General features: G+C 72.7%; 28 protein-coding genes and 1 pseudogene. 16 read left to right on the top strand and 13 right to left on the bottom strand.

Translation table 11 applies throughout. The features are described 5' to 3' along the window. Positions 1-26: 26 nt before the first annotated feature. Positions 27-257 (bottom strand): hypothetical protein, encoded by a 231-nt coding sequence (locus Q5694_RS06040; RefSeq protein ID WP_333930993.1) that lies wholly within the window; start codon positions 255-257, stop codon positions 27-29. Between the two features lie 58 nt (positions 258-315). On the opposite strand from Q5694_RS06040, the gene map reads away from it, so the two are divergent. Together map and Q5694_RS06030 are read left to right on the top strand one after the other, a co-directional pair. Then, a complete protein-coding gene (gene map, locus Q5694_RS06035; protein WP_333930992.1) occupies positions 316-1,173 on the top strand; it encodes a type I methionyl aminopeptidase in 858 nt (285 codons plus the stop codon). Between the two features lie 156 nt (positions 1,174-1,329). Beyond that, positions 1,330-1,977: a biliverdin-producing heme oxygenase gene (locus Q5694_RS06030; RefSeq protein ID WP_333930990.1), complete on the top strand. Its 648-nt coding sequence runs from the start codon at positions 1,330-1,332 to the stop codon at positions 1,975-1,977. A gap of 93 nt (positions 1,978-2,070) precedes the next feature. On the opposite strand, the gene Q5694_RS06025 is transcribed toward Q5694_RS06030, so the two are convergent. Together Q5694_RS06025 and Q5694_RS06020 are read right to left on the bottom strand one after the other, a co-directional pair. Further along, positions 2,071-2,274 (bottom strand): hypothetical protein, encoded by a 204-nt coding sequence (locus Q5694_RS06025; RefSeq protein WP_333930989.1) that lies wholly within the window; start codon positions 2,272-2,274, stop codon positions 2,071-2,073. Between the two features lie 98 nt (positions 2,275-2,372). After that, on the bottom strand, positions 2,373-3,050 hold the full coding sequence (locus tag Q5694_RS06020; protein WP_333930988.1) for a PhzF family phenazine biosynthesis protein: 678 nt from the start codon (positions 3,048-3,050) through the stop codon (positions 2,373-2,375). A 219-nt stretch (positions 3,051-3,269) separates the two neighbouring features. On the opposite strand from Q5694_RS06020, the gene efeO reads away from it, so the two are divergent. The 3 genes from efeO to efeU are packed head-to-tail and all read left to right on the top strand — an operon-like array spanning position 3,270 to position 6,511. Further along, positions 3,270-4,421, top strand: a complete 1,152-nt coding sequence (gene efeO / locus Q5694_RS06015) for an iron uptake system protein EfeO (RefSeq protein ID WP_333930987.1) — start codon at positions 3,270-3,272, stop codon at positions 4,419-4,421. 11 nt (positions 4,422-4,432) lie between these two features. Continuing rightward, positions 4,433-5,671: an iron uptake transporter deferrochelatase/peroxidase subunit gene (efeB, locus tag Q5694_RS06010; RefSeq protein WP_333930986.1), complete on the top strand. Its 1,239-nt coding sequence runs from the start codon at positions 4,433-4,435 to the stop codon at positions 5,669-5,671. Between the two features lie 3 nt (positions 5,672-5,674). Further along, on the top strand, positions 5,675-6,511 hold the full coding sequence (gene efeU / locus Q5694_RS06005; RefSeq protein WP_333930985.1) for an iron uptake transporter permease EfeU: 837 nt from the start codon (positions 5,675-5,677) through the stop codon (positions 6,509-6,511). A gap of 52 nt (positions 6,512-6,563) precedes the next feature. On the opposite strand, the gene Q5694_RS06000 is transcribed toward efeU, so the two are convergent. Beyond that, positions 6,564-7,001: a DUF6892 domain-containing protein gene (locus Q5694_RS06000; RefSeq protein WP_333930984.1), complete on the bottom strand. Its 438-nt coding sequence runs from the start codon at positions 6,999-7,001 to the stop codon at positions 6,564-6,566. A 91-nt stretch (positions 7,002-7,092) separates the two neighbouring features. On the opposite strand from Q5694_RS06000, the gene Q5694_RS05995 reads away from it, so the two are divergent. Then, the gene (locus tag Q5694_RS05995) at positions 7,093-8,085 is read left to right on the top strand and encodes a hypothetical protein (protein WP_333930983.1); all 993 of its coding nucleotides are present in this window, start codon (positions 7,093-7,095) and stop codon (positions 8,083-8,085) included. A 63-nt stretch (positions 8,086-8,148) separates the two neighbouring features. On the opposite strand, the gene Q5694_RS05990 is transcribed toward Q5694_RS05995, so the two are convergent. Continuing rightward, entirely contained in the window at positions 8,149-8,883 is a 735-nt protein-coding gene (locus Q5694_RS05990) for a bifunctional DNA primase/polymerase (protein WP_333930982.1), read from the bottom strand. A 208-nt stretch (positions 8,884-9,091) separates the two neighbouring features. Here Q5694_RS05990 and Q5694_RS05985 point away from each other — a divergent pair, with 208 nt between their 5' ends. Beyond that, entirely contained in the window at positions 9,092-9,961 is an 870-nt protein-coding gene (locus Q5694_RS05985) for a glycerophosphodiester phosphodiesterase (RefSeq protein WP_333930981.1), read from the top strand. Here the strand turns inward: Q5694_RS05985 and Q5694_RS05980 are convergent. Beyond that, a complete protein-coding gene (locus Q5694_RS05980) occupies positions 9,940-10,605 on the bottom strand; it encodes a TetR/AcrR family transcriptional regulator (protein ID WP_333930980.1) in 666 nt (221 codons plus the stop codon). The two genes, Q5694_RS05985 and Q5694_RS05980, sit on opposite strands and share 22 nt — an antisense overlap. 131 nt (positions 10,606-10,736) lie before the next feature. Here Q5694_RS05980 and Q5694_RS05975 point away from each other — a divergent pair, with 131 nt between their 5' ends. Continuing rightward, entirely contained in the window at positions 10,737-10,919 is a 183-nt protein-coding gene (locus Q5694_RS05975; protein WP_333931302.1) for a DUF6243 family protein, read from the top strand. Positions 10,920-11,049: 130 nt separating this feature from the next. Continuing rightward, the gene (locus Q5694_RS05970; RefSeq protein ID WP_333930979.1) at positions 11,050-12,435 is read left to right on the top strand and encodes a S28 family serine protease; all 1,386 of its coding nucleotides are present in this window, start codon (positions 11,050-11,052) and stop codon (positions 12,433-12,435) included. Between the two features lie 39 nt (positions 12,436-12,474). Here Q5694_RS05970 and Q5694_RS05965 read toward each other — a convergent pair whose 3' ends face one another. The 3 genes from Q5694_RS05965 to Q5694_RS05955 all read right to left on the bottom strand — a co-directional run bounded on the left by Q5694_RS05965 (position 12,475) and on the right by Q5694_RS05955 (position 16,280). Further along, the gene (locus Q5694_RS05965) at positions 12,475-13,488 is read right to left on the bottom strand and encodes a small ribosomal subunit Rsm22 family protein (RefSeq protein WP_333930978.1); all 1,014 of its coding nucleotides are present in this window, start codon (positions 13,486-13,488) and stop codon (positions 12,475-12,477) included. Between the two features lie 339 nt (positions 13,489-13,827). Next, on the bottom strand, positions 13,828-15,021 hold the full coding sequence (locus Q5694_RS05960; protein ID WP_333931301.1) for a serine hydrolase domain-containing protein: 1,194 nt from the start codon (positions 15,019-15,021) through the stop codon (positions 13,828-13,830). Further along, the gene (locus Q5694_RS05955; protein ID WP_333930976.1) at positions 14,949-16,280 is read right to left on the bottom strand and encodes a multidrug effflux MFS transporter; all 1,332 of its coding nucleotides are present in this window, start codon (positions 16,278-16,280) and stop codon (positions 14,949-14,951) included. Before Q5694_RS05955 ends, Q5694_RS05960 begins: the two co-directional genes overlap by 73 nt. A gap of 85 nt (positions 16,281-16,365) precedes the next feature. On the opposite strand from Q5694_RS05955, the gene Q5694_RS05950 reads away from it, so the two are divergent. Further along, positions 16,366-17,400, top strand: coding sequence for a Gfo/Idh/MocA family protein (locus tag Q5694_RS05950; protein ID WP_333930975.1), 1,035 nt, complete (start codon positions 16,366-16,368; stop codon positions 17,398-17,400). Here Q5694_RS05950 and Q5694_RS05945 read toward each other — a convergent pair. Continuing rightward, on the bottom strand, positions 17,387-19,027 hold the full coding sequence (locus Q5694_RS05945) for an alkaline phosphatase D family protein (protein WP_333930973.1): 1,641 nt from the start codon (positions 19,025-19,027) through the stop codon (positions 17,387-17,389). The two genes, Q5694_RS05950 and Q5694_RS05945, sit on opposite strands and share 14 nt — an antisense overlap. Positions 19,028-19,161: 134 nt before the next feature. On the opposite strand from Q5694_RS05945, the gene Q5694_RS05940 reads away from it, so the two are divergent. Further along, complete coding sequence (locus Q5694_RS05940) at positions 19,162-19,920, top strand: SDR family oxidoreductase (protein WP_333930972.1); 759 nt, start codon at positions 19,162-19,164, stop codon at positions 19,918-19,920. 276 nt (positions 19,921-20,196) lie between these two features. Here the strand turns inward: Q5694_RS05940 and Q5694_RS05935 are convergent, their stop codons facing one another. After that, positions 20,197-20,523 (bottom strand): nuclear transport factor 2 family protein, encoded by a 327-nt coding sequence (locus Q5694_RS05935; RefSeq protein ID WP_333930971.1) that lies wholly within the window; start codon positions 20,521-20,523, stop codon positions 20,197-20,199. A 162-nt stretch (positions 20,524-20,685) separates the two neighbouring features. Here Q5694_RS05935 and Q5694_RS05930 point away from each other — a divergent pair, with 162 nt between their 5' ends. The 4 genes and pseudogenes from Q5694_RS05930 to Q5694_RS05915 form a co-directional block, all read left to right on the top strand. Further along, positions 20,686-21,243, top strand: coding sequence for a DoxX family membrane protein (locus tag Q5694_RS05930; RefSeq protein ID WP_333930970.1), 558 nt, complete (start codon positions 20,686-20,688; stop codon positions 21,241-21,243). A 44-nt stretch (positions 21,244-21,287) separates the two neighbouring features. Then, positions 21,288-21,644 carry a MazG-like family protein gene (locus Q5694_RS05925; protein WP_333930969.1) on the top strand — a complete coding sequence of 119 codons (357 nt, stop codon included), beginning with the start codon at positions 21,288-21,290 and terminating at the stop codon, positions 21,642-21,644. Further along, positions 21,641-22,888: an NADH:flavin oxidoreductase/NADH oxidase family protein gene (locus tag Q5694_RS05920; protein ID WP_333930968.1), complete on the top strand. Its 1,248-nt coding sequence runs from the start codon at positions 21,641-21,643 to the stop codon at positions 22,886-22,888. Before Q5694_RS05925 ends, Q5694_RS05920 begins: the two co-directional genes overlap by 4 nt. Next, positions 22,885-23,163, top strand: a pseudogene (locus tag Q5694_RS05915) (maleylpyruvate isomerase N-terminal domain-containing protein); the annotation flags it as partial. The gene Q5694_RS05920 and the pseudogene Q5694_RS05915, both read left to right, overlap by 4 nt. 6 nt (positions 23,164-23,169) lie before the next feature. Here the strand turns inward: Q5694_RS05915 and Q5694_RS05910 are convergent. Next, on the bottom strand, positions 23,170-24,696 hold the full coding sequence (locus Q5694_RS05910; protein ID WP_333930967.1) for an alpha/beta hydrolase: 1,527 nt from the start codon (positions 24,694-24,696) through the stop codon (positions 23,170-23,172). Positions 24,697-24,704: 8 nt separating this feature from the next. Beyond that, positions 24,705-26,111 (bottom strand): phosphotransferase, encoded by a 1,407-nt coding sequence (locus Q5694_RS05905; RefSeq protein WP_333930966.1) that lies wholly within the window; start codon positions 26,109-26,111, stop codon positions 24,705-24,707. Between the two features lie 207 nt (positions 26,112-26,318). Here Q5694_RS05905 and Q5694_RS05900 point away from each other — a divergent pair, with 207 nt between their 5' ends. Then, on the top strand, positions 26,319-26,489 hold the full coding sequence (locus tag Q5694_RS05900; RefSeq protein ID WP_333930965.1) for a hypothetical protein: 171 nt from the start codon (positions 26,319-26,321) through the stop codon (positions 26,487-26,489). Positions 26,490-26,503 lie beyond the last annotated feature (14 nt).

Genomic DNA, 26,503 nt, shown 5'->3' with positions numbered 1-26,503 from the left:
GTGCCGGGCGTCGTGTTCGTGACGGGTCAGTCGCCCTCGCGGCCGCCCGCCGGGGCGTCGTGCCACTTCGGGTCGTTCTCCCACTGGAGGTTGCGCTCGCGGGCGGTCGCCATCGCGTGTTCGGCCTCGGTACGGCTCGTGTACGGGCCGAAGCGGTCCTTGGCGGGGCACTCCGGCCCCTCCTCGACCTTCTTGTGCTCCAGGCAGTAGTACCACTCGCCCGGCTTGCCTACCGTCCGCTTCTTGAACAGGGCCATGACCAGCTCCTCTCGCCACCGACATGTTCCCCCGTCGCCGCTGGTTAGACTCGCTGGCATGTCTGGCCAGTCGCTGCTCGTCCCGGGGGAGCTGTCCCCCACCCGTTCCGTGCCCGGAAACATCCGCCGCCCCGAGTACGTCGGCAAGCCCGCGCCGAAGCCGTACACCGGACCGGAGGTGCAGACGCCCGAGACGATCGAGGCGATGCGCGTCGCCGGCCGGATCGCGGCCCGGGCGATGGCGGAGGCCGCGAAGCTCATCGCCCCCGGCGTGACGACCGACGAACTCGACAAGGTGGCGCACGAGTACATGTGCGACCACGGCGCCTACCCCTCGACGCTCGGCTACCGCGGCTTCCCCAAGTCGCTGTGCACGAGCGTCAACGAGGTCATCTGCCACGGCATCCCGGACTCGACCGTGCTGCGCGACGGCGACATCGTCAACCTGGACGTCACCGCGTACATCGGCGGGGTGCACGGCGACAACAACGCCACCTATCTGGTGGGCGAGGTCGACGAGGAGTCACGGCTGCTGGTGGAGCGGACCCGCGAGTCGCTGGAGCGGGCGATCAAGGCGGTCAAGCCGGGCCGGCAGATCAACATCATCGGCCGCGTCATCGAGTCGTACGCCAAGCGCTTCGGGTACGGAGTGGTGCGGGACTTCACCGGGCACGGCATCAACTCGTCGTTCCACTCGGGCCTGATCGTCCCGCACTACGACAGCCCGCACGCGACCACGGTCATCCGGCCCGGGATGACGTTCACGATCGAGCCGATGCTGACCCTCGGGACGCACGAGTACGACATGTGGGACGACGGCTGGACGGTCGTGACCAAGGACCGCAAGCGCACGGCCCAGTTCGAGCACACGCTGGTCGTCACGGACACCGGCGCGGAGATCCTCACGCTGCCGTAGCACGCGTCCGTGGCCCCGGCGACGGCCCGCCCTCCCCGGAGGGCGGGCCGTCGTGCGTGTCGGGGTGCGGTTTTGCCGACCACGTGTCGGGAAGTTTACCGACAACCAGTCGGCAACCCATTGACTTAGGCTGCCCTAACCACAGAGAGTGGGCCCATGGAATCCTTCTCGACCCTCATCCGGACCGCGTCCCGCGAGCAGCACGAGGAGGTCAGGGGCTCGACCTTCCTGAGCGACCTGCTGGGAAGCAGGCTGGGGGTCGAGGCGTTCGCCCGCTACACGGAGCAGCTGTGGTTCGTGTACGACGCGCTGGAGTCCGCCGCCGAGCGGCTGGCCGGGGATCCGGTGGCCGGCCCCTTCGTCCGCCCGGAGCTGTTCCGCAGGGCGGCACTGGAGCGGGACCTGACGCATCTGCTCGGCCCCGGCTGGCGCGAGTCGGCCGGGGCGCTGCCCGCGACGCGGGAGTACGCCGGACGGATCAGCGACTGCGCGCGCACCTGGCCGGCCGGCTACATCGCCCACCACTACACGCGCTACCTCGGCGACCTCTCCGGCGGGCAGGTCATCCGCGCCACGGCCGAGAGGACGTGGGGCTTCGCCGGCAAGGGTGACGGGGTCCGCTTCTACGTCTTCGAACAGGTCCCCAACCCGGCCGCCTTCAGACGGGATTACTGGGAGCGGCTGGACGCGGTGCCCGCGGACGAGCTGGAGCGGCAGCGGATCGTGGCCGAGTGCAAGCGGGCGTACGAGCTGAACAACGGGGTGTTCCGGGCCCTGGGCGAGGAGTTCCCGCTGTCGGCGTGACGGCGGCCCGCACGCGGACGGCGGCGTGAACGGGCCGGGGCCCCTCGCGCGCGGCGAGGGGCCCCGGTCCGTTCGGAGCTCGGCCGGTGCGGCTCAGACGTCGAACGGGCCGTTGTGGCAGACGGCGCCGCCCCACTTGATCTCGGCGGTCTCGGCCTCGAGCTGACCGAAGTACGGGCTGCACGCCACGTGGTCGCGGTACTCCGGGCCCTCGTCGTCGGCCGCGGCGGTCGCCGCACCCGTGGCGGTCACGGCGGCGGTCAGGGCGATGACGGCCAGAGCGGAACGAATGCGCATGGGAATCCTCTCGCGGTGGTGCTCGGTCACGCCCAGTGGTCCCCGCTCAGCACCGTCCACACACGCTGTTCCACCCGTACGGGCGCGCGCCGCCCGGGTCAGCGTTCCAGCCGGACCCGGCCGCCGACCTCCGTCCACCCGCCCGGCTGGGGCGCGGTGAGGATCTGGGACCCGGCCCCCTGGGTGATGTTGAGGGCCCGGCCCAGCCGGTCCGTGAGCAGCAGGGCGGACGCCGCGGTCACCTCGTCCTCGTCGACGCCGTCGCCCCGCCCGGGGAAGGCCCGGGCCCGGATCCGCCCGGCGGGCTCGTCCTCCCACGCCCAGGCGTACACCCTCCCCCACTGCCCGAAGGGCGTGGGCGGTACCCCCACCCCCGGCGGCGGCACGTCCAGGTCGTCGACCTCGGCGGCGCTGCCGTACCGGCGCAGGGTGCGCGGCGGGACCCAGTCCGCCCGGGCCTCGATCCAGCAGAACTCCCCGTCCTGCCGCGCCCCGGCGACCCCGGCCGGGGTGACCAGCTCGGGCACGTCCAGCAGCCAGGCCGCGCCGACGCAGGGGTGCACGGCGAAGGGGAGCCGCACGGTGGGCGTGTAGATGTCGATCACCCCGCGCTCGGGGTCGTCGACGAACACCGTCTCGCTGAACCCCACCTTCGCGGCGAACGCCTGCCGGTCCTCCCGCCCCGGCAGCACGGATCCCTCGCGCACGACCGCGAGCTCGTTGCCGTATCCGCCGTTCGGCCCGCAGAAGACGCGGAGCACGTCGTAGTCAGTCACGGGGGCATTCAAGCACCGGGTGATCACCCGGCGGGGCGCCGGGCGGGGAGACGCGGGGGGCGAGCGGTCCGCAGCCCGGCGGCGCAGTCTTGACCGCTCCTTGACCGGTTCATGAGGTCGATTTGATGACGCTTACGCGATTCTTATGCGTTAGGTGAGCCTCACCTTCCTGGATCGAGGCTCACCGCACTCATGTTTCGGCCACGCCCTGGAGCCCTCATGCGACCCGCGAGACCTTCCCTCGCCCTCACCGCCGTCGCGGTGGCGGCCCTGACCGCCGTCACCGGCTGCACCGAGAAGAGCGACGCCGAGGGCGGCGACCGCGTGATCAACGTGACCGCGACGGACGACACGTGCGAGGTGTCGAAGAAGGAGTTCCCGGCCGGGCACGTCGAGCTGGCCGTCGAGAACAAGGGCTCCAAGGTCACCGAGGTCTACGTCCTCTTCCCCGACGACCGCGTGGTCACCGAGCGGGAGAACATAGGCCCCGGCACCAAGCAGCGCGTCACCGCCGAGGTGAAGGCCGGCGACTACCGGATCGTCTGCAAGCCCGGCATGAAGGGCGACGGGATCCGCCAGTCCGTGAGGGCCACCGGCGGCAAGGCCGTCAAGCGCGACCCGCGCCTGGACGAGGCCGTGGCGGCGTACCGGTCCTACGTGCAGCAGCAGGCCGACGAGACCCTGCCGAAGGCGGAAGCCTTCGCCGAGGCCGTCAAGGACGGTGACCTCGACGCCGCGAGGAAGGCCTACGCGCCCTCCCGCATCGGCTGGGAGCGCACCGAGCCCGTCGCGGAGTCCTTCGGCGACATCGACCCCAAGGTCGACGTCCGCGAGGACGGGCTGGAGGACGGCCAGGACCCGGCCACCGACTGGACCGGCTGGCACCGCCTGGAGAAGGCGCTGTGGCAGGACGAGAAGATCGGCACCCGCGAGAAGGACCTCGCCGGGCTGCTGATCAAGGACCTGAAGGACTGGCAGAACCGGGTCGGCAAGGCCGAGATCACCCCCACCTCCATGGCCAACGGCGCCAAGGAACTCCTCGACGAGGTCGCCACCGGCAAGGTCACCGGCGAGGAGGAGCGCTACTCGCACACCGACCTGGTCGACTTCAAGGCCAACGTCGAGGGCGCGCAGAAGTCCTACGACCTGCTCAAGCCGGTCGCCGAGGAGAACGACCCGGCGCTGGCCACCGAACTGGACGAGCAGTTCGCGGCCCTGAACGGCCTGCTCGACAAGTACCGCCCCGACAACGGCTCCTACGAGTTCACCTCCTACGACAAGGTCGGCAAGGCCGACCGCAAGGAGCTGTCGGACGCGGTCAACGCCCTGGCGGAGCCGCTGTCCAAGCTCGCCGCCGCAGTCGTGAAGTAGCGGGAACCGCCATGACGGACACCAACACGCCCTCTCCCAGCCGCCGTTCCCTGCTCGGCTGGGGCGGCGCGGGCCTGGCGCTCGGCGCCGCCGCGGCGGGCGGCGCCGTGGCGATGGCCCGCGCGGGCGAGGAACCGGCGCCGCGGGCCGGCACGGCGATCGCCTTCCACGGCCCCCACCAGGCGGGTATCGCCACCCCGGTCCAGGACCGCCTGCACTTCGCCGCGTTCGACGTGACGACGGATGACCGGGCCGCGTTCGTCCAGCTCCTCAAGGACTGGACGGAGGCGGCCCGGCGGATGACGGCCGGGCACCCGGTCGGCGAGGGCGCCCACGGCGGGCTGCCCGAGGCACCCCCCGACGACACGGGCGAGGCCCTCGGCCTGCATGCGTCCCGCCTCACCCTGACGATCGGCTTCGGCCCGTCCCTGTTCGACCGGTTCGACCTGGCGGACCGGCGGCCGAAGGCCCTGGTCGACCTGCCGAGGTTCGCGGGCGACAACCTGGACCGGTCCCGCAGCGGCGGCGACCTGTGCGTCCAGGCCTGCGCCGACGATCCCCAGGTGGCGGTGCACGCGATCCGCAACCTGGCCCGCATCGGCTTCGGCAAGGTCGTCATCCGCTGGTCGCAGCTCGGCTTCGGCAAGACGTCGTCGACGACGCCCGAGGGGCAGACCCCGCGCAACCTCTTCGGTTTCAAGGACGGCACGCGCAACATCGCGGGCACCGAGACGGACCGCCTGCGCGAGCACGTCTGGGTCGGCGAGAAGGACGGCCCGGCCTGGATGACGGGCGGCAGCTACCTCGTCGCCCGCCGCATCCGCATGCACATCGAGACCTGGGACCGCACCTCGCTGCAGGAGCAGGAGGACGTCTTCGGCCGCGACAAGGGCGAGGGCGCGCCGGCCGGCAGGGCGAAGGAGCGCGACGAGCCGTTCCTGAAGGCGATGAAGCCCGACGCACACGTGCGGCTCGCGCACCCGGACGCCAACCACGGGGCGACGATCCTGCGCCGCGGCTACTCCTTCACCGACGGCACCGACGGACTGGGCCGCCTGGACGCGGGCCTGTTCTTCCTGGCCTACCAGCGCGACGTACGCAAGGGCTTCATCCCGATCCAGCGCAACCTGGCCACGGACGCGCTCAACGAATACATCCAGCACGTGGGTTCGGCGCTGTTCGCCGTCCCGCCGGGCGTCCGCGACCGGGACGACTGGTGGGGCCGGGCGCTGTTCTCCGAGGAGGCGTAGGGCATGTTCTCCAACTACCTGATCGGACTGCGCGAGGGTCTGGAGGCGAGCCTCGTCGTCTGCATCCTCATCGCCTACCTGGTCAAGACCGGCCGCAGGGACGCCCTGAAGCCGATCTGGGCGGGCATCGGCGTCGCCGTGGCGCTCGCGCTCGGCTTCGGCTGCGCCCTCGAATTCGGCTCCCAGGAGCTGACGTTCCAGGCGCAGGAGGCGCTCGGCGGTTCCCTGTCGATCCTCGCCGTGGGCCTGGTGACGTGGATGGTGTTCTGGATGCGGCGCACCGCCCGGCACCTGAAGTCGGAACTGCACGGCCGGCTGGACGCCGCCCTGGCGATGGGCACCGGCGCGCTCGTCGCCACCGCGTTCCTCGCGGTCGGCCGGGAGGGCCTCGAGACGGCCCTGTTCGTCTGGGCCTCGGTGCACGCCGCGAGCGACGGCACCCCCAGGCCGCTGCTGGGCGTCGCCCTGGGCCTGCTGACGGCGGTGCTGCTGGGCTGGCTGTTCTACCGGGGCGCCCTGCGCATCGACCTGGCGAAGTTCTTCACGTACACCGGCGGCATGCTGGTCGTCGTCGCGGCGGGCGTCCTGGCCTACGGCTTCCACGACCTGCAGGAGGCCGACTTCCTGCCCGGTCTCACCGACAAGGCCTTCGACATCTCCGGCACGATCCCGCCGGACAGCTGGTACGGCACCCTGCTGAAGGGCGTCTTCAACTTCCAGCCCGACCCGACCACCCTCCAGGTCACCGTCTGGCTGCTGTACCTGGTCCCGACCCTGGCCCTGTTCCTGGCACCGGCCAGGACGTCGGCCAAGGAGACGGTGGTGGACCGGGCGGCATGACCCGGGGCGGGCACGCGCCCGCGGCCCACCCCGGACGCCGCCGGGACTGCGCTCAGAAGCGCGCGGTGATGCCCCTGGCCGCCAGCACTTCGAGGGAGCCGGGCATCATGTACTCCAGCGCGCTGCCCCCGGTGAAGAGCTTGAGGTTGGGCAGCAGGTCCAGGTCGTCGAGGCTGCGCAGGTCGAAGAGGTCGTCCTCGCCGTCCCAGACCGGCGCGCATTCCATGAAGACCTGGTGTCCGCCGTCGAAGGTCAACTCGTCGACGGTGGCGAGGAGTTCCTCCGGGATCTCCAACTGCGAGAAGTAGGCGCGCGGTTCGTCGAGGACGGTGTACTCCAGTGCGTTGTCCCGGACGTACGCGTCGAGGTCCTGGACCCCGCGTGCCCGCATGTGCTCACTCAGACTGAACGCCGGTGTCAGCGTCTCGTCCCAGTACATGAGCTTCTCGACCACGAGCAGCTTGAAGTTGAAGTCACGGAAGGCGGTCATCGTCCACGTATAGCAGGGCCCCGCCCCCGCCGGAGGACCGGAGGGCACCCGGTAGGGTTCGCCTCCGGAAAGGGGAAGGTGAAGGAACCCGATGAGCAGGGATCGCGACCCTCGAACGCTCCGCAGGCCCGCCCAGAGCGCCCTCATAGCAGCCTCGCTGACCGCTTTGTCGCTGACGGCGAGCGGATGCGTCGTCGTGCACGGCGAGCGCGAGGTCCTCCCGTCCGCGACCCGGGCCGAAGCCGCCGAGGCGCTGCGGGAGTTCACCGCCGCGTACAACGCGGCCGACGAGGCCTACGACGGCTCTCTGGACGCCGACCGCACCACCGGCGCCCTCGCCGACATCGACGCGGCCCGGCTGAAGGCCGGCAAGGCCGACAACCCGGACGGCAACCCGAACCACACGCCGCTGAAGCTGACGGACGCGAGGTTCACCATCCCCAAGAAGGCCGGCTGGCCCCGCTGGTTCCTCGCCGACGCCGCGGGCAACAAGGGCGGATCCGCCCGCTGGCTCCTGGTGTTCACCCGCAGCAGCCTCGACGACCCCTTCCAGGTGGCGTACCTGACGCTCGTCGCCCCGGCCGCCGTCCCGAAGTTCCGGCAGGACGCGGACGGCTGGGCCGAATCCGTCCCGGTACGCGCGAAGAACCTCGCCGCGGCGCCCGGCGAGCTGAGCCGGACGTACGCCACGTACCTCAAGAGCGGCGGGACGGCCTTCGCCGACGGGCCGCACACCAGTCAGTGGCGTGCCCTGCGGCAGAAGAACAGCAAGCGGCCGGGCATGGTCACGCAGTACATCGACGAGCCGCTCACCGGCGGCGACTACACGCCGCTGGCGCTGCGCACGGCGGACGGCGGCGCGCTGGTGTTCTTCGCCACGCGGCACTACGAGAAGCAGACGGCGCACACGGGCACGTCCGTCCCGACGCCCAACAAGGCCGTGCAGGCCCTCACCGAGGGCGAGATCGAGCAGAGCCTGACGATGGAGTTCGTCTCCAACGAGGTGGCGCTGGATCCGAGGGGGCCGGGCAAGGTGACGATCCTGGGCCGGATCCAGGGTCTTACGGCGGCCCAGGGCTCGTAGCTCCGTACTCGGCGCTTGCAGGGGGCCTGCCGTACGGGGGCCGGCCCGTGCCGCCGGGCGTCTTCAGTGCCGCAGGGGCCAGGCCGCGCCGGTGTGGTCGCTCTCCTCGCCGGCGTAGCGGGCGCAGACCTCCGTGAGCACCTCCAGCAGGTTCAGCGGGTCCGGCAGCGCGTGCTCCGGCCCGCGCACCCACCGCACGGCCTGCTCCTCGCCGGGCAGCCGCGCCGGCGGGACGAGCACGTAGGAGCCCCGGCAGTGCCAGCGCAGCCCGGGGTGCTCGTCCATCGTCTCGGGGTGGCAGTCCAGCTCGCAGGGCCACCACTCGTCCTCGTCCTCGGGCGTACCGCGGGTGAGGGTGAAGAACAGCATGCGCCCGTCGTCGCTCTCGGCGACCGGCCCGACCTCGACGCCGTCGGCGAGCAGCCGCTCCAACGCGTCGCGACCGGCGTCGAGGGGCACGTCGAGGACGTCGTGCACCATGCCGGTCGCGGTGATGAAGTTGGCCTGCGGCTGATGGCGGGCCCAGCGCTCGATCTGGCCGCGGTCGGTCGTGGACTGCGTCTGCCAGGCGAAGGACACCGGGTGGCGGGCCGGGGTGGGACAGCCGACGCGGTCACAGGAGCAGCGGTATCCGGCCGGATGCGCGGCGGGCGCCAGGGGCAGTCCCGCGTCGGCGGCGGCGAGCAGCAGGTCCTCACGGCCGCCGTCCCCGGCGGACTCCTTCGGCCGGCGCCCGGCGCGCAGCCACTGGGTGAGTTTGCCCTGCAGGCCGCTCCGGCCGCCGAACTCCGCGCTCATCTATCTCCTCGCCTCGCCGTCGTGCCGAACAGCATGCCCTATCGTCCCATCTTCGCGCGCACCGGGGGCCCAGAGCCCACATCCGGGGCAGGACGGCCGAGACGGGTACCGGTGGGGCGAGGCATATGCCGGCGGGATGAGACGCACTCCTCATATGATCTGGTGTCATTGCCCGCTTTGCCAGGACATGGCGCCCTACCGTAACGCCATGGTCACTTGGATCACGCTGACGGGTCTGGCCTCCGCGGCATCCATGGTCTCGCTGACCCTCACGGGGCCCGCCGGCCGCGCCCCGGTGCCGCTGGAGTGGGGCCCGGGCCACCTCACGGCGGCGGCGCTCCCCCGCATCACCTACGTCGCCCACCGCGGCGGCGCCCGTGAGGTCCCGGAGAACAGCATGACGGGCCTGATGACCGCCCATGCCCGCGGGACGGCGCAGGTGCTGGACTTCGACACCCGGATGCTGCGCGACGGCACGCCGGTGGTGTTCCACGACGAGACGCTGAACCGCACCACCACGCTCGGTGGCGAGGTGCGCGGCCTCGACGCCCGGGAGTGGCAGGGCGTACGGCTGCGCCCGAGGGACCGGCTGCCCGGAAGCTGGCGTTCGGAGCGGCCGCCGACGGTCGCCGAGGTGCTGGATCGTTTCGGCGGCCGGATCGTGCTCATGCTGGAGGCGAAGGACCCGGGCAGCCTGGACCGGCTGGCCGCCCTGATCAAGGAACGTGGCCTGACCCGCTCGGTGTTCGTGAACTCCAACGACCCCGCCGTCGCCCTGCGCGTCCACCGGCTGGGCCTGCTGACGCAGTTGTGGCGCTCGGCGCAGCAGTTGCGTAGCGACCGGCCCGAGCGCTGGCGGTCGTTCGTGGACCTGCTGGACGTCGACCACCGGGCGCGCGATACGGACCTGCTGCGGGCGGTGCGGTCGGGCATCCCGCGGGTGTGGGCGCACACGGTGGTGACGGACGCGCAGCGCGACCGGGTGCTGCGGCTGGGCTGCGACGGCGTCATCACGGACGCGCCCGGGCGCCTGGCCCGGGCCGCCCAGCGGGACGCTCAGCGGGGCGCGAGGCCGTGAAGGGCGTAGTCGACGAGCGTGTCGGTGTACTCGTGGGAGATCGGGCCGGTGTGCTGGAGCCAGCGCTGGGCGAGCGGCGAGACGAAGAACTCCAGCGCGATGCGCGGGTCGACGTCGTCGCGGACCTGCCCGGCGTCCTGGGCGGCGCGCAGCCGGCCGATGTAGAGGTCGAGTGAGGGCTGCAGGAGCTTGGCCACGAGTTCGCGCCCGAGCTGCTCGTCGACGACGCCTTCGGCGGCGAGCGCGCGGGAGGGCGCCTCGAAGCGCGGGTCGCGCAGTTCGTCGACGGTGGCGCGCAGCACCGTCTTGAGGTCGGCGGCGACGTCACCGGTGTCGGGGAAGGTGTGGGGCACGGACCCGGCCTCCTCGGTGGACCGCTCCGCGAGGTCGAGGAAGGCCTCCATCAGCACGTCCGCCTTGGACGACCACCACCGGTAGATCGTCTGCTTGCCGACCCCGGCCCGGGCCGCGATGCCCTCGATGGTGGTCTTCGGGTACCCGGCCTCGACGACGAGCGCGAGGGCGGCGTCGTAGATGGCCCGGCGGGACCTCTCGCTGCGACGGCTGGAGTCGGGGGCGGGCCTGCCCGCGGTGGGGCGGGTGGACTCGCTCGGGGTGGGCTGGGCGGAGTTCTGGACGGCCATGGGCCGAATTTATCAGTTGACAAGACGGAGCGTCTCGCAGAGAGTAGGCGGACCAATCAAGCGAGACGAAACGTCTCGTTCCAGAGGAGTCAGAGGAAGGAGCCGGCGTGGCACGAGGTGGAGCCGGAAACATGCTGGGGGTCGGCGGCTCGCGCAGGAAGCTCGGCCGCGAGGCCCTGCGGGGCGGCGGCCGGGGCGGCCGGGTCGGCGGCGGACTCGATCCGCAGGCCCAGAAGCGCGAACTGCTGCGCAAGCTCCAGGAGAAGCGGCAGCAGGCAGGGGAGGGGGACGGTACGGCGCGGCCGTCGCCGTGACCTCCCCCGCCCGGGGGAGGCCTCCCCCTCGTGCGGGGGATCCTCCCGGGCCGTGCGGCGGATGTACTGGAGCGGTCGCGGCCGGCGACCGGCGGACACCGCCGAACGGAATCCCGGGAGGACGTGGCTCATGCGCGCATGGACGAGACGACGCCTGCTCACATCGGCGACCACCGCCGTGTCCCTGGCGTCCGCCGCGCCGGCGGCAGCGGCCCTTTCGGCCCCGAGTGCCGGCGCGGCGGCCGCCGTACCGGTCCGGGGGGACGGCGCTCCTCCGCCCGGGCCGGGTGACCGGGACACCGCGGACGTCCTGCGTGCCCTGCCCGGACTGCGCCTGATCGAGGAGCGGCAGGACGCCGGACCGGGCTACCGGCACTTCGTCCTGGGACTGCGTCAGCCGGTCGACCACACCGACCCCTCGGCCGGCACCTTCGAGCAGCGCCTCACCCTGCTCCACACCGCGTCCGACCGGCCGACCGTGCTGCTCAGCACCGGCTACCACGCCGTGGTCTCACCCCGCCTGTCGGAACCGGCCACCCTGCTCGGCGCCAACCAGCTCCAGGTCGAGCACCGCTGCTTCGGCACGTCCCGCCCGGCGGGCACCGGCTACGCCCACCTCACGATCCGGCAGGCCGCCGACGACCACCACCGCGTCGTCCGGTGCCTGCGCCGGCTCCTCCACGGCCCGTGGGTGTCGACCGGCAGCAGCAAGGGCGGCATGGCGAGCGTCTACCACCGCCGCTTCCACCCCGCAGACGTGGCGGGCACCGTGGTCTATTCGGCCCCGAACAACGTCGACGACCGCGAGGACTCCGCCTGCCTGCGGTTCCTGGAGACGGTCGGCACCCCGGCCGTCCGGCAGGCCCTCGCGGCGGCCCAGCGGGCGATCCTCCTGCGCCGCGCCGCCCTCACCGCCCGCTACGAGGCCTGGGCCGCGTCCACCGGCGACACCTTCCGCCTCGTCGGCAGCGCCGACAGGGCCCTCGAGATCGCCGTGCTGCGCGTGCCGTTCATGTTCTGGCAGCACGGCACGGCCGCCGACGCGGCGGCGATCCCCGGCCCGGACGCTTCGGACGGCGCTCTGTACGCGTGGCTGGAGAACACGACCGGACTCCCCCTGTACGCCGACGCCCTGGCCCGCACGTACATCCCGTACTGGTACCAGATCGGCACGCAGCTCGGATACGGCGGCGTCCCCACCGCGCACCTGGCGGACCTGCTGCGCCACCCGGGCGCCACGGAGGCGCGCAGCTTCGTCCCCCGGGACGTTCCGCTGCGCTTCGACCGGGCCGCCATGCCCGACATCGACCGCTGGGTCCGCCGCCGCGGCAGCCGGCTGCTGTTCGTCTACGGCACCCAGGACCCCGTCGCGGCCGAGCACTTCGTCCCCGGCGGCCCCGACGCGCGGGTTCTGTGGGTGCCGGGCGGCAACCACGGCGTCGACATCGCGGACCTGCCCGCGGCGGACCGGGCGTCGGCGGAGGAGGCACTGCGGCGCTGGACGCGCCGGGGATAGGCCGGGCGGAGGGGACCCCCCTGGAGGACGATCGCCCGGTCAGACGGACGGGCCGGGGGTGGACGCGGGCCCGGCGTCGGGCCAGGGGTCGCCCCAGTCGGCGTCGCGGGCGGCCTTGTAGAGGTCGCCGTGGCGCTTGGTGACGGTGGCGCGGCGCAGGGAGGGTTCCTTCTCGCACAGGTCGAGCAGGACCTGGCCCTTGCGGATCTGGGGGCGCCGGACGATACGGGAGGGCGCGGGTTCGGCGGGGAGGCGGCTCGCGGCGACGTAGCTGAACTTCTCGTCCTCGTACGCGAGGGAACCGCCCTTGACCTGGCGGTGCAGGGAGGAACGGCTGACCCGGGCGGAGAAGTGGCACCAGTCCGAGCCGGGGGCGATGGGGCAGGCGGCACTGTGCGGGCAGGGCGCGGCGATGCGGAAACCGGCGGTGATCAGACGGTCCCGGGCCTCGATGACACGGGCGTAACCGGCCGGGGTGCCGGGTTCGACGATCACGACGGCCCGGGCGGCGGCCGCGGCGGCGTCGACGAGGGCGGTGCGGTCGGCGGGGGCCAGCTCGTTGAGGACGTAGGAGACGGTGACGAGATCGGTGGCTTCGAGCGTGAGCGCCGCTCCGATGCGGGCCCGCTGCCAGTGGGCGTCCCGCAGGGCGGGGTTGGCCGCGGCGACCTCCCGCCCGAGGGCGAGGGCGGGCTCGGCCCAGTCGAGCACCGTGACGGGCCGCTCCCCGTCCCAGGTCGCGCTCACGGCCCAGGCGGCGGCCCCGGTCCCGCCGCCGACGTCGGTGTGCCCGCCCGGCGCCCAGTCGGGCACGGCCTCCGCGAACGCCTCCAGCGCGGAGCGCACCGCTTCGAAGGTCGCGGGCATGCGGTAGGCGGCGTAGGCGGCGACGTCGGCCCGGTCGCGGAGGATGGGGGCGTCGGTCGGGGTGGCCCCGCGGTAGTTGGCGATCAGCCGCTCGACGGCCTGCGCGGCCTGCCGGGGCGGGAGACCGTCGAGCAGACCGGCAAGGGCGGAGCGGAGGTTCTCGGCCGGGAGTGCGGGGGCGTTCACCCGGCGATTCTACGAGGCGCGGCGGGGGGTGAGAGCAGCGCTCACGACGTGAGCGGCGCACGGCCGGGAGAGCGGTGCTCTCGGCGTGGGCGGTGCTCGGGCGGGAGAGCGGTGCTGTCGGCGTGGGCGGTGCTCGGGCGGGAGAGCGGTGCTGTCGGCGTGGGCGGTGCTCGGCCGGGAGAGCAGTGCTCTCGGCGTGGGCGGCGCACGGCCGGGACAGCAGCGCTCACGACGTGAGCGGCGCACGGCCGGGACAGCAGCGCTCACGACGTGAGCGGCGCACGGCCGGGAGAGCGGTGCTCTCGGCGTGGGCGGTGCTCGGCCGGGACGATCGGCAGGTCACCGCACCGCCCGGGCCACCCGAGTCCCCGCCGCCGCTCTGGGCGCGCTGTCCGGGCGGCGTCGGCGCGGGTGGACCGCGTTCGTGAGGAGGATCAGGAACGTGTCCGTCGCCCGGTCCAGGACGAGGGACGTGCCCGTGAAGCCCGTGTGCCCCGCCGCCCCGCGTCCCGCCAGGTCGCCCATGAACCACGGCTGGTCGAGCGAGAAGCCCAGCCCCGGCGGGGTGAAGAGGAGGTCGACGAAGTCGGGACCGAGGATGCGGGCGGGGCCGTGGGAGCCCCCGGCGAGCAGGGTGCGGCAGAACACCGCCAGGTCCCGGCCCGTGGAGAACAGGCCCGCGTGGCCCGCGACTCCCCCGAGCGCCCAGGCGTTCTCGTCGTGCACCTCGCCCCGGAGCATCCCCCGGTCCGCCTTGGCCCAGGGACGCCGCTGGTCCTCCGTCGCCGCCGCGCCCGGGCACGGCCCGAAGCCCGTCGCCGTCATCCCCAGCGGGCGGGTGATGCCGTCGCGGACGAGAACGTCCAGCGTGCGGCCGGTGAGGCGTTCCAGGACGTGCTGGAGGAGCAGCATGTTCAGGTCGGAGTAGCGGTAGGTGCCGGGCACGCCGGCCGGCGCCTCGGCCTGGAGCATCGCGAGCCGCTGCCCGTCGTCGGCACAGTCGTACAGCGGGAGTTCGGGGCGCAGCCCGGAGGTGTGGGTGAGCAGCTGCCGGACGGTGATGCCGTGCCGGGCCGCCCCGGTGAAGTCGGGCAGGTACGCCCCGACCTTCGCATCGATGCCCAGCGTGCCGCGCTCGATCTGCTGCACGGCGGCCACGGAGGTGAACAGCTTGGTCAGCGAGGCCAGGTCGAAGGGCGTGCCGACGGTCATGGGGACCCGCTCCCCGGGAGGCAGTTCCACACCGGCGTCGGTGGCCTGGTCGTAGGCCGCGTAGCGGACGGCCCAGCCCGCCGCCTCCTCGACGGCGATCACGGCGCCGCGTCCGACGACCAGGACCGCGCCCGGCGCCCAGGGGCGCTGCCCCGTGGTGAGGACGTGGATCTCCCGGACGAGGTGACGCAGCTCCGCGGGGTCGAGTCCGGCGCGTTCCGGCGTGCCGCCGCGCAGTCTCGGTGCGCTCAGCTCTCCGCTCCCTCCGCCGGGGCCGCCGCCGGGGCCGCCGCGCTCGCGCGCCCGCCGTCCGCCTTCCAGGGTCGGCACATTCCCATGAAGCAGGCCAGCGCCACCAGGGCGGCGGCCAGTTGGACGACGGCCATCGGGACCGCGGTGTCCTCGCCGGCGACGCCGACGAGCGGGGAGGCGATCGCGCCGACCAGGAACGAGGTGGTGCCGAGCAGGGCGGATGCGGAGCCGGCCGCGTGCTTGGTGCGCATCAGGGCGAGGGCCTGGGTGTTGGGCATGGTGATGCCCATGGCGGACATCAGCACGAACAGCGCGACGGCGACGGGCGCGAGGCCGACCTCACCGAACACGCCCAGGGACATCAGCAGCAGCGCGCCGGCGGCGGTGATGACGATCGTGAGGCCGATGCCCAGCACCCGGTCCAGGCTGACCCGCCCGACCAGGACCTTGCCGTTGATCTGGCCGACGACGACCAGCCCGACCGAGTTGACGCCGAACAGCAGGCTGAACATCTGCGGGGAGGCGCCGTAGATCTCCTGGACGACGAAGGGGGAGGCGGAGATGTAGGCGAAGAGGGCGGCGAAGGCGAAGCCGCCGGTGAGCATGTAGCCGGTGAAGGCGCGGTCGGCGAGCAGGCCGCGCATCGCGCCCAGGGCCTCGCCCACGCCGCCGCTGTGCCGCTGCGCGGGCTCCAGGGTCTCCGGCAGCCGGGTCCAGACGAGGACGCCGATCAGCACGCCGATGACGGTGAGGACGACGAACACGCCCCGCCAGTCCGTGACGCGCAGGATCTGACCGCCGATCAGCGGGGCGATGACGGGTGCGACCCCGGAGATGAGCATGAGGGTGGAGAAGAAGCGGGCCATGGCCATGCCGTCGTAGAGGTCGCGGACGACGGCGCGGGCGATGACGATGGCGGCGGCGCCCGCGAGGCCCTGGGCGAGCCGGAAGGCGACCAGGGTCTCGACACTGGGGGCGAGCGCGCACAGCACGGTGGCGACGACGAAGACGGCGAGCCCGGCCAGCAGCGGCCGGCGGCGCCCCCACCGGTCGCTCATCGGCCCGACGACGAGCTGTCCGAGGGCCATGCCGGCGAGGCAGGCGGTGAGGGTGAGCTGGACGGTCGCGGCGGGTGCGTGCAGGGAGCGGGTGACCTCCGGCAGGGACGGGAGGTACATGTCCATGGCCAGGGGCGGTACGGCGGTCAGGCTGCCGAGGAGGAAGGTGACCAGGAGCCCGGTGCGGCGGTGCGGTGTGCGGTCGGGCCGCTCCGTCCCCGCTGCGGCCCCCTGCGCGGTCTTCGATATGGACGCCCCACCCTCGGGCATGAGTCCCTCCCTCTCTCCGTCGATCGCCACCTATGCTCTCAGCTCGTACGCAGTGCTCGGGGTCACGAGGTGGAGGCGGGGCGGTATGACGGCGGACACGGTGCGGTGGGGGATCCTGGCCACCGGCGGGATAGCGGCGGCGTTCACCGCCGATCTGATCGATCTGCCGGACGCGGAGGTCGTGGCGGTGGCGTCGCGGTCGCCGGAGCCGGCGAAGGCGTTCGCGGAGCGGTTCGGGATATCCCGGGCCTACGGCGACTGGAAGACGCTCGCGCAGGACGAGGACATCGATGTCGTCTACGTGGCGACCCCGCACACCGCGCACCGCGCAGCGGCCGGTCTGTGTCTGGCGGCGGGGCGGCACGTGCTGTGCGAGAAGCCGTTCACGCTGAACCTGCGCGAGGCGGAGGAACTCGTCGCGCTGGCGCGGGAGCAGGGGCGCTTCCTGATGGAGGCGATGTGGATGTACTGCAATCCGCTGGTGCGCCGGCTGAAGACGCTGGTCGACGACGGGGCGATCGGCGAGGTGCGCAGTGTGCAGGCCGACTTCGGGCTGGCCGGTCCCTTCCCGCCCTCGCACCGGCTGCGCAGCCCGGAGCTGGGCGGGGGCGCGTTGCTCGATCTGGGCGTGTACCCGGTGTCGTTCGCGCAGTTGCTGCTCGGGGAGCCGTCGGACGTCGCGGCGCGGGCGGTGCTCTCCCAGGAGGGCGTCGATCTCCAGACGGCAGCGGTCCTCTCCTGGGACAGCGGCGCTCTCGCTTCCGTGCACTGCTCCATCGTGGGCGGTACGCCCAACTCCGCCTCCGTCACCGGCTCCCGGGGCCGCATCGACATCCCGCACGGCTTCTTCTTCCCGGAGCGGTTCGTCCTGCACCGGGACGGCCGGGACGCGCAGGAGTTCACGGCCGACCCGGCGGACGGCCCGCGCAACACCATGCGCCACGAGGCGCTGGAGGTCATGCGGGCCGTGCGCGCCGGCGAGACCGAGTCCCCCCTGGTCCCGCTCGACGGCACGCTGGCGGTGATGCGGACGCTCGACACGATCCGCGACCGCGTCGGCGTCCGCTACCCCGGTGAGATCCCGGTGGAGGACGTGTCCTCGGACCTCACGCCGGCTTGAGACCCTGCTCCCCCACCTCCGTGACGAACGACGCGGCCGTCGTGACCGGCGCCCCCTGCCTGGTCACGTACGGCACGGTCTTGAAGTCGGCCCGAGCGGAGCGCTGTCCGAGGGCGACGGTGACGTAGCCGCGCCGTCCGTTGAAGAACTTCAGATGGGGGTTGGCGGACATGTAGGTGTCCCAGGTGGCGGGCTTGTCGGCGCCGTCCCGACCGCTGGAGATCGACGTCGCCACGATCTCGGTGCCGAGCGTGGCGGAGGCCGGGTCGTCGAAGTCGTCCTTGATGTCGAAGGCGTAGGCGGAGTGGACGTCGCCGCTGAGCACCATCAGGTTCTGCACTCCGGCGGCCTTCGCCCCGTCGAGCACGCGGCGGCGGGAGGCGCTGTATCCGTCCCAGGCGTCCATCGACACGCGTGAGGGGGTGGTGGCGTCCATGTTCCGCCGGGCGAAGAGGACTTGCTGCGGTACGACGTTCCACAGCGCCCGCGAGGAGCGCCAGCCGTCGAGCAGCCACCGCTCCTGCGTGGCGCCGGTCATGGTGCGTGCCGGATCGTCGGACTCGGGGCCGGGGACGTGCGCGGTGTCGCCGTAGGCCTGGTCGGAGCGGTACTGGCGGGTGTCGAGGACGTCGAACTGGGCGAGCCGGCCCCACGTCAGGCGGCGGTAGAGCCGCATGTCGGGTCCGGCCGGGCGCTGCGGCCGCCGGAGCGGCTGGTTCTCCCAGTAGGCGCGGTAGGCGGAGGCGCGGCGCAGCAGGAACTCCTCCGGCGGGACGCTGTTCTCGGGGATGTCGCCGGCGTAGTTGTTCTCGGTCTCGTGGTCGTCCCAGGTGACGACGAACGGGTGGGCGGCGTGTGCGGCGCTCAGGTCCGGGTCGGACTTGTACAGGGCGTAGCGCAGCCGGTAGTCCTCCAGCGTCAGCGTCTCGCGGTTGAACAGGCCGGGCAGGGTGCGGTCGGTGTACTTGCGCTGCCCGCCGGCGGCGTCGACGGCGTACTCGTAGAGGTAGTCGCCGAGGTGGAGGACGAGGTCGACGTCGTCGGCGGCGAGGTGGGCGTACGGGGTGTAGTAGCCGTCGTGGTAGGCCTGGCAGGAGACGGCGGCGAGGGTGAGGGACGGGACGCGGCTGCCGGGCGCGGGGGCGGTGCGGGTGCGGCCGGCCGGGCTGGTCCAACGGCCCGCGCGGAAGCGGTAGTAGTAGACGCGGCCGGGGGCGAGGTGGTCCACCTCGACGTGGACGGTGTGGTGGAACTCGGGGTGGGCGGTGGCGGTGCCGCGCCGGGCGATGCGGCGGAAGCGCTCGTCGTGGGCCAGTTCCCAGTGCACGGTGACGCGTGTGGCGGGCAGACCGCTGTCGGCCTGGAAGGGGACGGGCGCGAGGCGGGTCCACAGGATCACGGAGCCGGGCTGCGGGTCGCCGGAGGCGACGCCCAGCGTGAAGGGGTTCTGGGTGATCCGCGCGGCGTCGAGTTCGGCGGCGGCCGCGACCCCGGGGGCGGGCAGGTTGGTCGCGAAGGCCAGCGCGGCGGCGGCGCCGGTGGTCGTGAGGAAGCGGCGGCGGCCGATGTGGCGGGCGGCGGCGCGGAGTTCGGGGGCGTGCTGGGACGGGTGTGCTGCGGGTGTCATCCGGTCCTCCCCTGGCGAATGGCTGCAGGGGGCATTGCAGTGGCCGGGGACGACACCCGGTTGACGCGTACACAGCATTCACATGGCGGGCGGATGAGTTCCGGACGGCGGACCCTCCCGTACGCTGCGGGCCCATGAACGCCAAGGAAAACGCAGTCGCGGTGGTGACGGGCGCGGGCTCGGGCATCGGCCGGGCGGTCGCGGTGGAACTGCTGCGCACGGGCTGGTCGGTGGCGCTGGCGGGCCGGCGCGAGGAGACGCTCCGGGAGACGGCGGAGATGGTGCCCGAGGGAGCGGCACTCACGGTGCGGACGGACGTCTCACGCCCCGAGGACGTCGCCGCCCTGTTCGACGCCGTGGCCGGGCGGTTCGGCCGGGTGGACCTGCTGTTCAACAACGCCGGTACGTTCGGGCCCGGCGGCGTGCCCGTCGAGGAACTGCCCTACGACGCCTGGCGGCACGTGGTGGACACCAACCTCAACGGGGCGTTCCTGTGCGCGCAGGCGGCGTACCGGCAGATGAAGGAGCAGGACCCGCAGGGCGGCCGGATCATCAACAACGGCTCGATCTCCGCACACACGCCCCGGCCGCACTCGGTGGCCTACACCGCGACCAAGCACGCCCTGACGGGCCTGACGAAGTCCCTGTCGCTGGACGGGCGGCCGTACGGGATCGCCGTCGGGCAGATCGACATCGGCAACGCGGCGACCGACATGACGGCCGGCATGCAGACGGGAGTGCTCCAGGCAAACGGGGAAGTAGCCCCGGAACCGGTGATGGACGTCGCGGACGTGGCGCGCACGGTGCGGCACATGGCGGAGCTGCCGCTGGAGGCGAACGTGCAGTTCGCGACCGTGCTGGCGACGACGATGCCGTTCGTCGGGCGAGGCTGAGCGCACCGCGGACGGTCAACGCGTCAACGTGCACAAACGGAATATGAACGTCCGCACTATTGCGGCCGGTCGGGCGCTTATGCTCAACTCTCCTACACCAAAGCTTCACACTTGGAGCAGGGGTCTTCCACCGGCCACATCCAGGGGGGAGGCGGCAGTCGTTCCACGGCACCGGGTGGGGGTGGACCCGCGTGGGATCGCGGAGTGCGCACCGGTACGCGTGGAACGACTGCCGCACAAGGCCCGAGGGGCACGGGCCTTGCAGGGGGGGAGGGATCAGGCCTGGCCGGTCTCGAAGCGGGAGATGCGGCCGTCGTCGTCCACCGTGAAGCTCCAGCGGGTGCGCATCTCGCCCCAGGTGTCGTTGCTGTAGCGGGCGATGAGCGAACGGCCGCCGTCGGACTCGTTGTCGACCTCCATGTGGCCGCGCGAGGAGAAGATCTCCCGGTCGACCCACTCGGCGAGGTCCCGGTCCGTGCCGTCGTCCGCCATCGTGGCGCCCGGCGCGAGGAGCTCCATGAAGGCGTCGCGGTCGTGGTTGTTCACGGCGGCGACGAAAGCCCGGACGGCCGGGTCGCTGAGCCGCGTGGTCTGGATCGTCATACGAGCCAGCGTCGGCCCGCCCGCCGCCGCCCGCCACCCGTACCACCCGAACGGCGCTCCCGGCGGCGCCGCCGGATGTCGCCCGGAGCCGTCGGTGCCACGGTGGAAGCGCGCCTCCCCACGAGGCCCTTCCTGTTCCTGCTGCCCGCTCCGGGAGACGACGTGACGCGCTACGACCGACGTGATCTGGGACTGCTGCTCCTGCGGCTGGGGACGGGCGGTGTCCTGGCGGCCCACGGCGCGCAGAAGCTGTTCGGCTGGTTCGGTGGCCACGGCATCGAGGGGACGGGCCAGTTCATGGAGTCCATCGGCTACGCCCCGGGCAAGGCGAGCGCGACGGCGTCGGGCCTGGCGGAGACGGGCGGCGGCACGCTGCTGGCGCTCGGCCTGGCGACCCCGGCGGCCGGGGCTGCGGCGGCCGGCGCGATGGCGGGCGCGGCGGCGGTCCACACCCCCAACGGTTTCTTCAACCAGGAGGGCGGCTACGAGTACGCGGCGACGCTGGCCCTCACGGCGGCGGGCCTGGCCGTCACCGGCCCGGGCCGCCTCTCCCTGGACCACGTCCTCGGCCACGCGGTGAACCGCGGCTGGATGATCCCGGCGGCCTTCGCGGCGACGGCGGCGGGCACGGTGCTGGTGATCGGCGCGCGGGCGAGGCGCCTGAGGAAGACGAAGGAGGGCGAGCAGGACCCGCTGTTCGAGGAGGAGTACCTGGAGTAGCGGGCCCTGGGGCGCTGTCGGGCCCTCGTGGCAGGCTGCCGCCCATGAGTGATCACACGCCGCCCGAGCCCGACCTGTGGGCCACGATCGAGACCCTGTCCGAGTGGCTCGACCACCACCGCCCGGTCGAGGGCCGCGAGGGCCTGCTCCTGCGCATCCTCAAACTCTCCGAGGAGGTCGGCGAGGTCTCCGAGGCGGTCATCGGCGCGACCGGCCAGAACCCGCGCAAGGGCGTGACCCACACGTGGGACGACGTGCAGGCGGAGTTGTGCGACGTCGTCATCACGGCACTGATGGCGCTGCGGACGCTGACGCCGGGGGCGCGGGAGGTGTTCGCCGCGCATCTGGAACGGGTGCGGGAGAGGTCGCTGGCGTCCGGGCCCCAGGGAGAGCCCGTATGAACACGCTGGACAGCCCCCTCACTCTCCCGAACGGCCAGGTACTGGCCAACCGCTTGATGAAGTCGGCGCTCAGCGAGGCACTGGGAAACAGGAACAACGCACCCGACGAGCGCCTCTGCCGTCTGTACTCCACATGGAGCCGAGGCGGCTACGGCCTCATGATCACCGGCAACGTCATGATCGATCGCGAACAGCTCGGCGAACCGGGCAACATCGTCATCGAGGACGAACGTGATCTCGACGCGCTCTCACGCTGGGCCAAGTCGGCCCGGAACTCGGGCGGTGTGATCTGGGCACAGCTCAACCACCCCGGACGCCAGGCCAATCCTTTCGCACTCGGACACAGGCCGGTGGCTCCGAGCGCGATCCCGACACAACTGCCCGGTGCCACGACGCCACGCGAACTGCGACCGGCGGAGATCGAGGAGATCATCGAGCGCTTCGCCACGGCCGCGGCCGTGTGCGAGGCGGCCGGCTTCGACGGCGTACAGGTGCACGGGGCTCACGGGTATCTCATCTCGCAGTTCCTGTCGCCGCTGGCGAACCGGCGCGAGGACGACTGGGGCGGCGATCAGGAGCGGCGGATGCGTTTCGTCCTGGAGGTCGTCCGCCGCGTCCGCGGCCGCGTCGGGCCCGGCTTCGCGGTGGGCATCAAGCTCAACTCGGCGGACTTCCAGCGCGGCGGATTCACCGAGGACGAGTCCCAGGCCGTGCTGACCGCGCTCGCCGACGAAGGCATCGACCTCATCGAGGTCAGCGGCGGTACGTACGAGTCCATGGCGATGAGCGGCTCGGCGGCCCCCAGTACCAGGGCACGCGAGGCGTACTTCCTCGAATACGCCCGTACCGTTCGCACGCTGGTGGGCGACATCCCCCTCGCCGTCACCGGCGGCTTCCGCACCCGTGACGCCATGCGGGGTGCCGTAGCGGCCGGCGAATGCGACGTGGTCGGCATCGGCCGGCCGGCGATCACCACGCCGGACGCGGCCCGGCTCATCCTCGAAGGGCAGACCGAGGCACTCACGGCACGCCAGGTGCGCTACGGCATGAGAACCCTGCTGGGCAGAATCGCCGACCTCAGGACCCTGGACGGGGTAATGGACATGAGCTGGCACACCGACCAGATACATCGTCTCGGGAACGGCCTGCGCCCCGACCTGAATCGCGGCAGCATCGCGGCGACCATCTCGATGGTCCGGCGAAACGGGCGCACCTCGTTCCGCACCAGGCGAGGCGGGTCATGAGCGCGGCTCACGAGGAGCCGCATCTACTCACGTTCCACCTGGACGGCGTCGGCTCCGCCGCCGACCGCGCGGCCCTGCTCGCCCACCCGGCCCTGCGGGTGAGCACCCGCGACGAGGTTCTCACCGTGGGCGACGACCTCCTGACGTACGTCGTGGAGTGGATGCCGCACCACCTCGACCCGATCGCCTTCCTGCCTGGGAGGCGGGTCCCGACCGAGGCGGAACAGGCCGAACTCGGCGAACTGGCGGCGCGGCTTCCGCTGTGTCTCGGCTGATCCGGCTCACCGGAAGGGCGGGGCGTCGGCCGGGCACACGGTGCCGGTGGCGGGCAGGGTGCCGTCGATCAGATACCGGGTGGCCAGACGGTCGACGCAGGTGTTGAGCCCCATGGCGGTGTGACCGTACATGTCGGCGGTCAGCAGCCGGGCGTCGGCGAGCCTGGCTGCCATGCTCACGGCGAAGGAGTGGGGGGTGACCGGGTCGTGGCGGTTGCCGACGACCAGCGCGGTCCGGCCGGTCGGACGGTCCCAGGGGCCGGTGTGGACGCCCGGGTTGTCGCTCGCCCGCACGGGCCAGGTGGCGCACGGCAGGGCGTCGAACGCCTGTGGGCGCCCGAAGGTGGGGCTGGTCCGCTCCCACTGCCGGGCGAGCAGCGGCCAGGCGGCGGCCGGCAAACGGTACGGCTTCTCACCGCAGTTGACGGCGTTCCCGGAGTCGTTGCCCCGGTAGGCGGTCGTTGCGGCGGGAGCCTTGCCCTGCGCGCCGGACGCCGGAGCCTCGGAGAGGGCCTGGAGGGATCGGGCCAGCCCGGGGAGGTCGCCGGCCGACAGCTTGCCGAGGACCAGGTCGCCGAGGCCGGCGAAGTCGACGACCTTGCCGTCGGGGAGCGTGACGGGGCCTTTCCGCAGCCGGTCGCGGAGCTCCTGGAACGCCGCCTCCGGTGATCCCTCCCCGAAGGCGCACCGGTCGCCCTCCCGCGCGCAGTCGCGCAGGAGCGCCGTCAGCACCTCTTCCGCCGCGACGGCCCGCTGCCGGTCGTACTCGACGCCGTCCGTCATGCGCAGCAGGGGGTCGATGTTGCCGTCGAGGACGAGGGCGCCGGTGTTTCGCGGGAACAGGTTGGCGTAGGTGGCGCCGATCTGCGAACCGTAGGAGTACCCGGCGAAGTTCAGGCGTTCGGCGCCGACACCGCGGCGGAGCAGGTCCAGGTCGCGGGCGACGTCGGCGGTGGTCAGATGCGGGAGCAGGGGGCCGGCCGTGCGGGCGCAGGAGTCGGTGTAGGCGCGCTCGGCGCGCAGCGTCGCGGCCGTCTCGGCGGGGGTCAGCGGCGTCTCGCGTTTGCCGGCGAGGGCGGCGTCCGCCTCCTCCTGGCTGGTGAAGCACCGTACGGCCGCGCTCTGTCCGACGCCGCGCGGGTCGAAGCCGATGACGTCGTAGCGGGCGAGGACCTCGGGGGTGAGGAACGTCTCCGCCCGGTAGGCGAAGTGCAGCCCCGACTGGCCGGGCCCGCCCGGGTTGACGAAGAGGGTGCCGAGGCGGCGGGCGGGGTCCGTGGCCCGGTGCCTGAGCATGACCACGCCGACCGTGTCGCCGTCCGGCCGTGCGTGATCGCGCGGGACCTGCCGGACCGCGCAGTCGGCGATGTCCGGGTCCAGCGGCGGTGCGGGCTTCAGCACCTGGTCGCAGGGGAGCCAGCGCACGGGCGGCTGTGCGGGCTGCTCCGCGTGGGCCGTGGTCGACGCGTGCTGGGTCAGCAGGGCCAGGGCGGCGGCGCAGGCGGCGGCGAGGCGGGCGGGTCGGCGGGGCATGGTGCTCCTCAGGTCCGTCGGGTGGCGGGCTCGGGGGTGGTGCCCCGGCCCACGGGCTCTCGCTCGGGGGTGGTGTCCCGGTCCCCGGGCTCTCGCTCGGGAGGGGGAAGGCAGGTGCGCAGGGGTGCGGCGATCGCCCCCCGGTAGCGGCTGCGGAGGTGCGCAGGTGCCGCTGCCAGCCGGTCGCGCATGAGCAGGGCACGGCTGACGGGGGCGATGGCCGCGGCGAGTGCGGCGGCCGTCCGCAGTTGCTCCGGCGGCGGCCGGTGTCCCGCCCATGCCGCGAGGTAGCTGTCGCGGACCTGCTCGCGGGCTTCGGCGGAGGCCTCGGCCGAGCCCAGGGCGTCGGCCAAATCCTTGAGCAGGACGTCCAGTTGGAGGAAGGGGTGGGTCAGCACGCTGTCGGCCCAGTCGAAGAGCAGCACCTGGTCACCGTCGTCGCGGACGTTGCCCCGCCACAGGTCGTGGTGGACGAGGCTGTCCGGGAGGCCGAGGAGCGCGAGTCGCGCGCAGGCGCGGGCGAAGCCGGGGAGGAGTCGCCGTAGGCGTGCGGACTCCTCGGGGGTCGGTTCGTCCCGCCCGGCGGAGGAGGCCTGGCTGATCAGGTCGTCGAACAGCTCCGGAAGCCGGTCGAGGGGGTGGGCGGGGCAGCCCGTGGCGGTGATCTCGGCCGCTCGGTCCGCCGACTCCCTTTGCAGCAGGGCGACCTGCCGGGCCACGCGCTCGAAGTACGAGACGATGCGGGCCGTACCTTCCGGGCGGTGTACCGGGCCGAAGTCGGCGGTCAGCATCAGTCGCCTGCGGGTGTCGACGGCCAGTACGGAGGGGACCGAGCCGGGGAACCACTCGGACAGCAGCCGGGTCAGGGCGGGTTCGTGCGCGTGCGGCGGCGGGCTCGCCTTGAGATGGACGAGGCCGGCCGTGGTCGGCAGCAGGAGCTGACAGGACCAGGCCCGGAAGCCGTTCTGCCGGGCCGGGCCGACGGTCTCGATGCCGAGCCCGCGCAGCTCCCGCTCGGCCCATGCCGTGGCCATGGTGAACCAGCCGGGGCGCTGCCAGGGCAGCCAGGCGTCGCCCGCAGCGCGGCGCCCGTCCAGCCAGAGACGGAGCAGCCGGCGGTGGCCGGGCAAGGCGCGCCGGTCATCGGTGAGTTCGGTGACGGGCGCCCAGCGCGCACCGGGTGGTAGGTGAGTGTCGGCGCGGGCGGCCCTGGGCGTCTCGCGGGTCTCGTGCGTCTCGTGCGCGAAGAGGTACGCGGGTGGCGCCGAGGTTTCCGGCGATATCCGCATGACGTCCAAGGTTCCCGCCTCGACGCCGTATCGGTCACGTATCCAGGAGTTGACCGCACCCGGCTCGCCCATCCGGTGTTCGGGAAGGCTCCAGAACTCCCCGGTGTCGTGAATCAGCAGAGACAAGATTCCGTCGCGTTCCATGGGAATGGCACTGATATTCACAGTTCTTGATGAGAATCCGCGGCGTGCCGCCCAGTCAAGGCATCTGGTCGACCCGTCCCGGCCGGGACAGTCCGGGACAGTCCGGGACGGACGCAAATCCTTGCCCGGCCCTCGACTTCGCTCCTAGCGTCTTTCTCGTCATCGGAATCCGACCTGAAAGGAAATGAAATGACTGGCGTTTCCGTGGCCGAGCGCATTGCCGCTGGTGGTCTCCAGCAGCACATGTTCTCGGAGCCGACTGCCATCGCCGAGGAGTGCAAGTTCCCCGGCCAGAGCTGCTGGTTCGACTCCGACTGCTGCAACCCGCGCTTCTGCGAGTGGTGGACCTGCCGCGCCTGAGCGGCGGGTTCCGC

Origin of the sequence: Streptomyces sp. AHA2, assembly GCF_036857595.1 — a bacterium.
In the GTDB taxonomy this organism is placed as follows: Bacteria; Actinomycetota; Actinomycetes; order Streptomycetales; family Streptomycetaceae; genus Streptomyces.
Note: the sequence above shows the minus strand (reverse complement) of the source record. Positions and strands in the feature narration are given on the sequence as shown.

What these genes read in the sequence shown, in the direction of transcription:
- Q5694_RS05985 (WP_333930981.1), top strand. Translation starts at nt 9,092, where the DNA reads ATGGTCACTTGGATCACGCTGACGGGTCTGGCCTCCGCGGCATCCATG.
- Q5694_RS05955 (WP_333930976.1), bottom strand. Translation starts at nt 16,280, where the DNA reads ATGCCCGAGGGTGGGGCGTCCATATCGAAGACCGCGCAGGGGGCCGCA.
- Q5694_RS05995 (WP_333930983.1), top strand. Translation starts at nt 7,093, where the DNA reads ATGAGCAGGGATCGCGACCCTCGAACGCTCCGCAGGCCCGCCCAGAGC.
- Q5694_RS06000 (WP_333930984.1), bottom strand. Translation starts at nt 7,001, where the DNA reads ATGACCGCCTTCCGTGACTTCAACTTCAAGCTGCTCGTGGTCGAGAAG.
- Q5694_RS05940 (WP_333930972.1), top strand. Translation starts at nt 19,162, where the DNA reads ATGAACGCCAAGGAAAACGCAGTCGCGGTGGTGACGGGCGCGGGCTCG.
- efeB (WP_333930986.1), top strand. Translation starts at nt 4,433, where the DNA reads ATGACGGACACCAACACGCCCTCTCCCAGCCGCCGTTCCCTGCTCGGC.
- Q5694_RS06040 (WP_333930993.1), bottom strand. Translation starts at nt 257, where the DNA reads ATGGCCCTGTTCAAGAAGCGGACGGTAGGCAAGCCGGGCGAGTGGTAC.
- efeU (WP_333930985.1), top strand. Translation starts at nt 5,675, where the DNA reads ATGTTCTCCAACTACCTGATCGGACTGCGCGAGGGTCTGGAGGCGAGC.
- Q5694_RS06030 (WP_333930990.1), top strand. Translation starts at nt 1,330, where the DNA reads ATGGAATCCTTCTCGACCCTCATCCGGACCGCGTCCCGCGAGCAGCAC.
- Q5694_RS05925 (WP_333930969.1), top strand. Translation starts at nt 21,288, where the DNA reads ATGAGTGATCACACGCCGCCCGAGCCCGACCTGTGGGCCACGATCGAG.
- Q5694_RS05935 (WP_333930971.1), bottom strand. Translation starts at nt 20,523, where the DNA reads ATGACGATCCAGACCACGCGGCTCAGCGACCCGGCCGTCCGGGCTTTC.
- map (WP_333930992.1), top strand. Translation starts at nt 316, where the DNA reads ATGTCTGGCCAGTCGCTGCTCGTCCCGGGGGAGCTGTCCCCCACCCGT.
- Q5694_RS05920 (WP_333930968.1), top strand. Translation starts at nt 21,641, where the DNA reads ATGAACACGCTGGACAGCCCCCTCACTCTCCCGAACGGCCAGGTACTG.
- Q5694_RS05910 (WP_333930967.1), bottom strand. Translation starts at nt 24,696, where the DNA reads ATGCCCCGCCGACCCGCCCGCCTCGCCGCCGCCTGCGCCGCCGCCCTG.
- Q5694_RS05900 (WP_333930965.1), top strand. Translation starts at nt 26,319, where the DNA reads ATGACTGGCGTTTCCGTGGCCGAGCGCATTGCCGCTGGTGGTCTCCAG.
- Q5694_RS05980 (WP_333930980.1), bottom strand. Translation starts at nt 10,605, where the DNA reads ATGGCCGTCCAGAACTCCGCCCAGCCCACCCCGAGCGAGTCCACCCGC.
- Q5694_RS05990 (WP_333930982.1), bottom strand. Translation starts at nt 8,883, where the DNA reads ATGAGCGCGGAGTTCGGCGGCCGGAGCGGCCTGCAGGGCAAACTCACC.
- Q5694_RS05945 (WP_333930973.1), bottom strand. Translation starts at nt 19,027, where the DNA reads ATGACACCCGCAGCACACCCGTCCCAGCACGCCCCCGAACTCCGCGCC.
- efeO (WP_333930987.1), top strand. Translation starts at nt 3,270, where the DNA reads ATGCGACCCGCGAGACCTTCCCTCGCCCTCACCGCCGTCGCGGTGGCG.
- Q5694_RS05975 (WP_333931302.1), top strand. Translation starts at nt 10,737, where the DNA reads ATGCTGGGGGTCGGCGGCTCGCGCAGGAAGCTCGGCCGCGAGGCCCTG.
- Q5694_RS05950 (WP_333930975.1), top strand. Translation starts at nt 16,366, where the DNA reads ATGACGGCGGACACGGTGCGGTGGGGGATCCTGGCCACCGGCGGGATA.
- Q5694_RS05970 (WP_333930979.1), top strand. Translation starts at nt 11,050, where the DNA reads ATGCGCGCATGGACGAGACGACGCCTGCTCACATCGGCGACCACCGCC.
- Q5694_RS06025 (WP_333930989.1), bottom strand. Translation starts at nt 2,274, where the DNA reads ATGCGCATTCGTTCCGCTCTGGCCGTCATCGCCCTGACCGCCGCCGTG.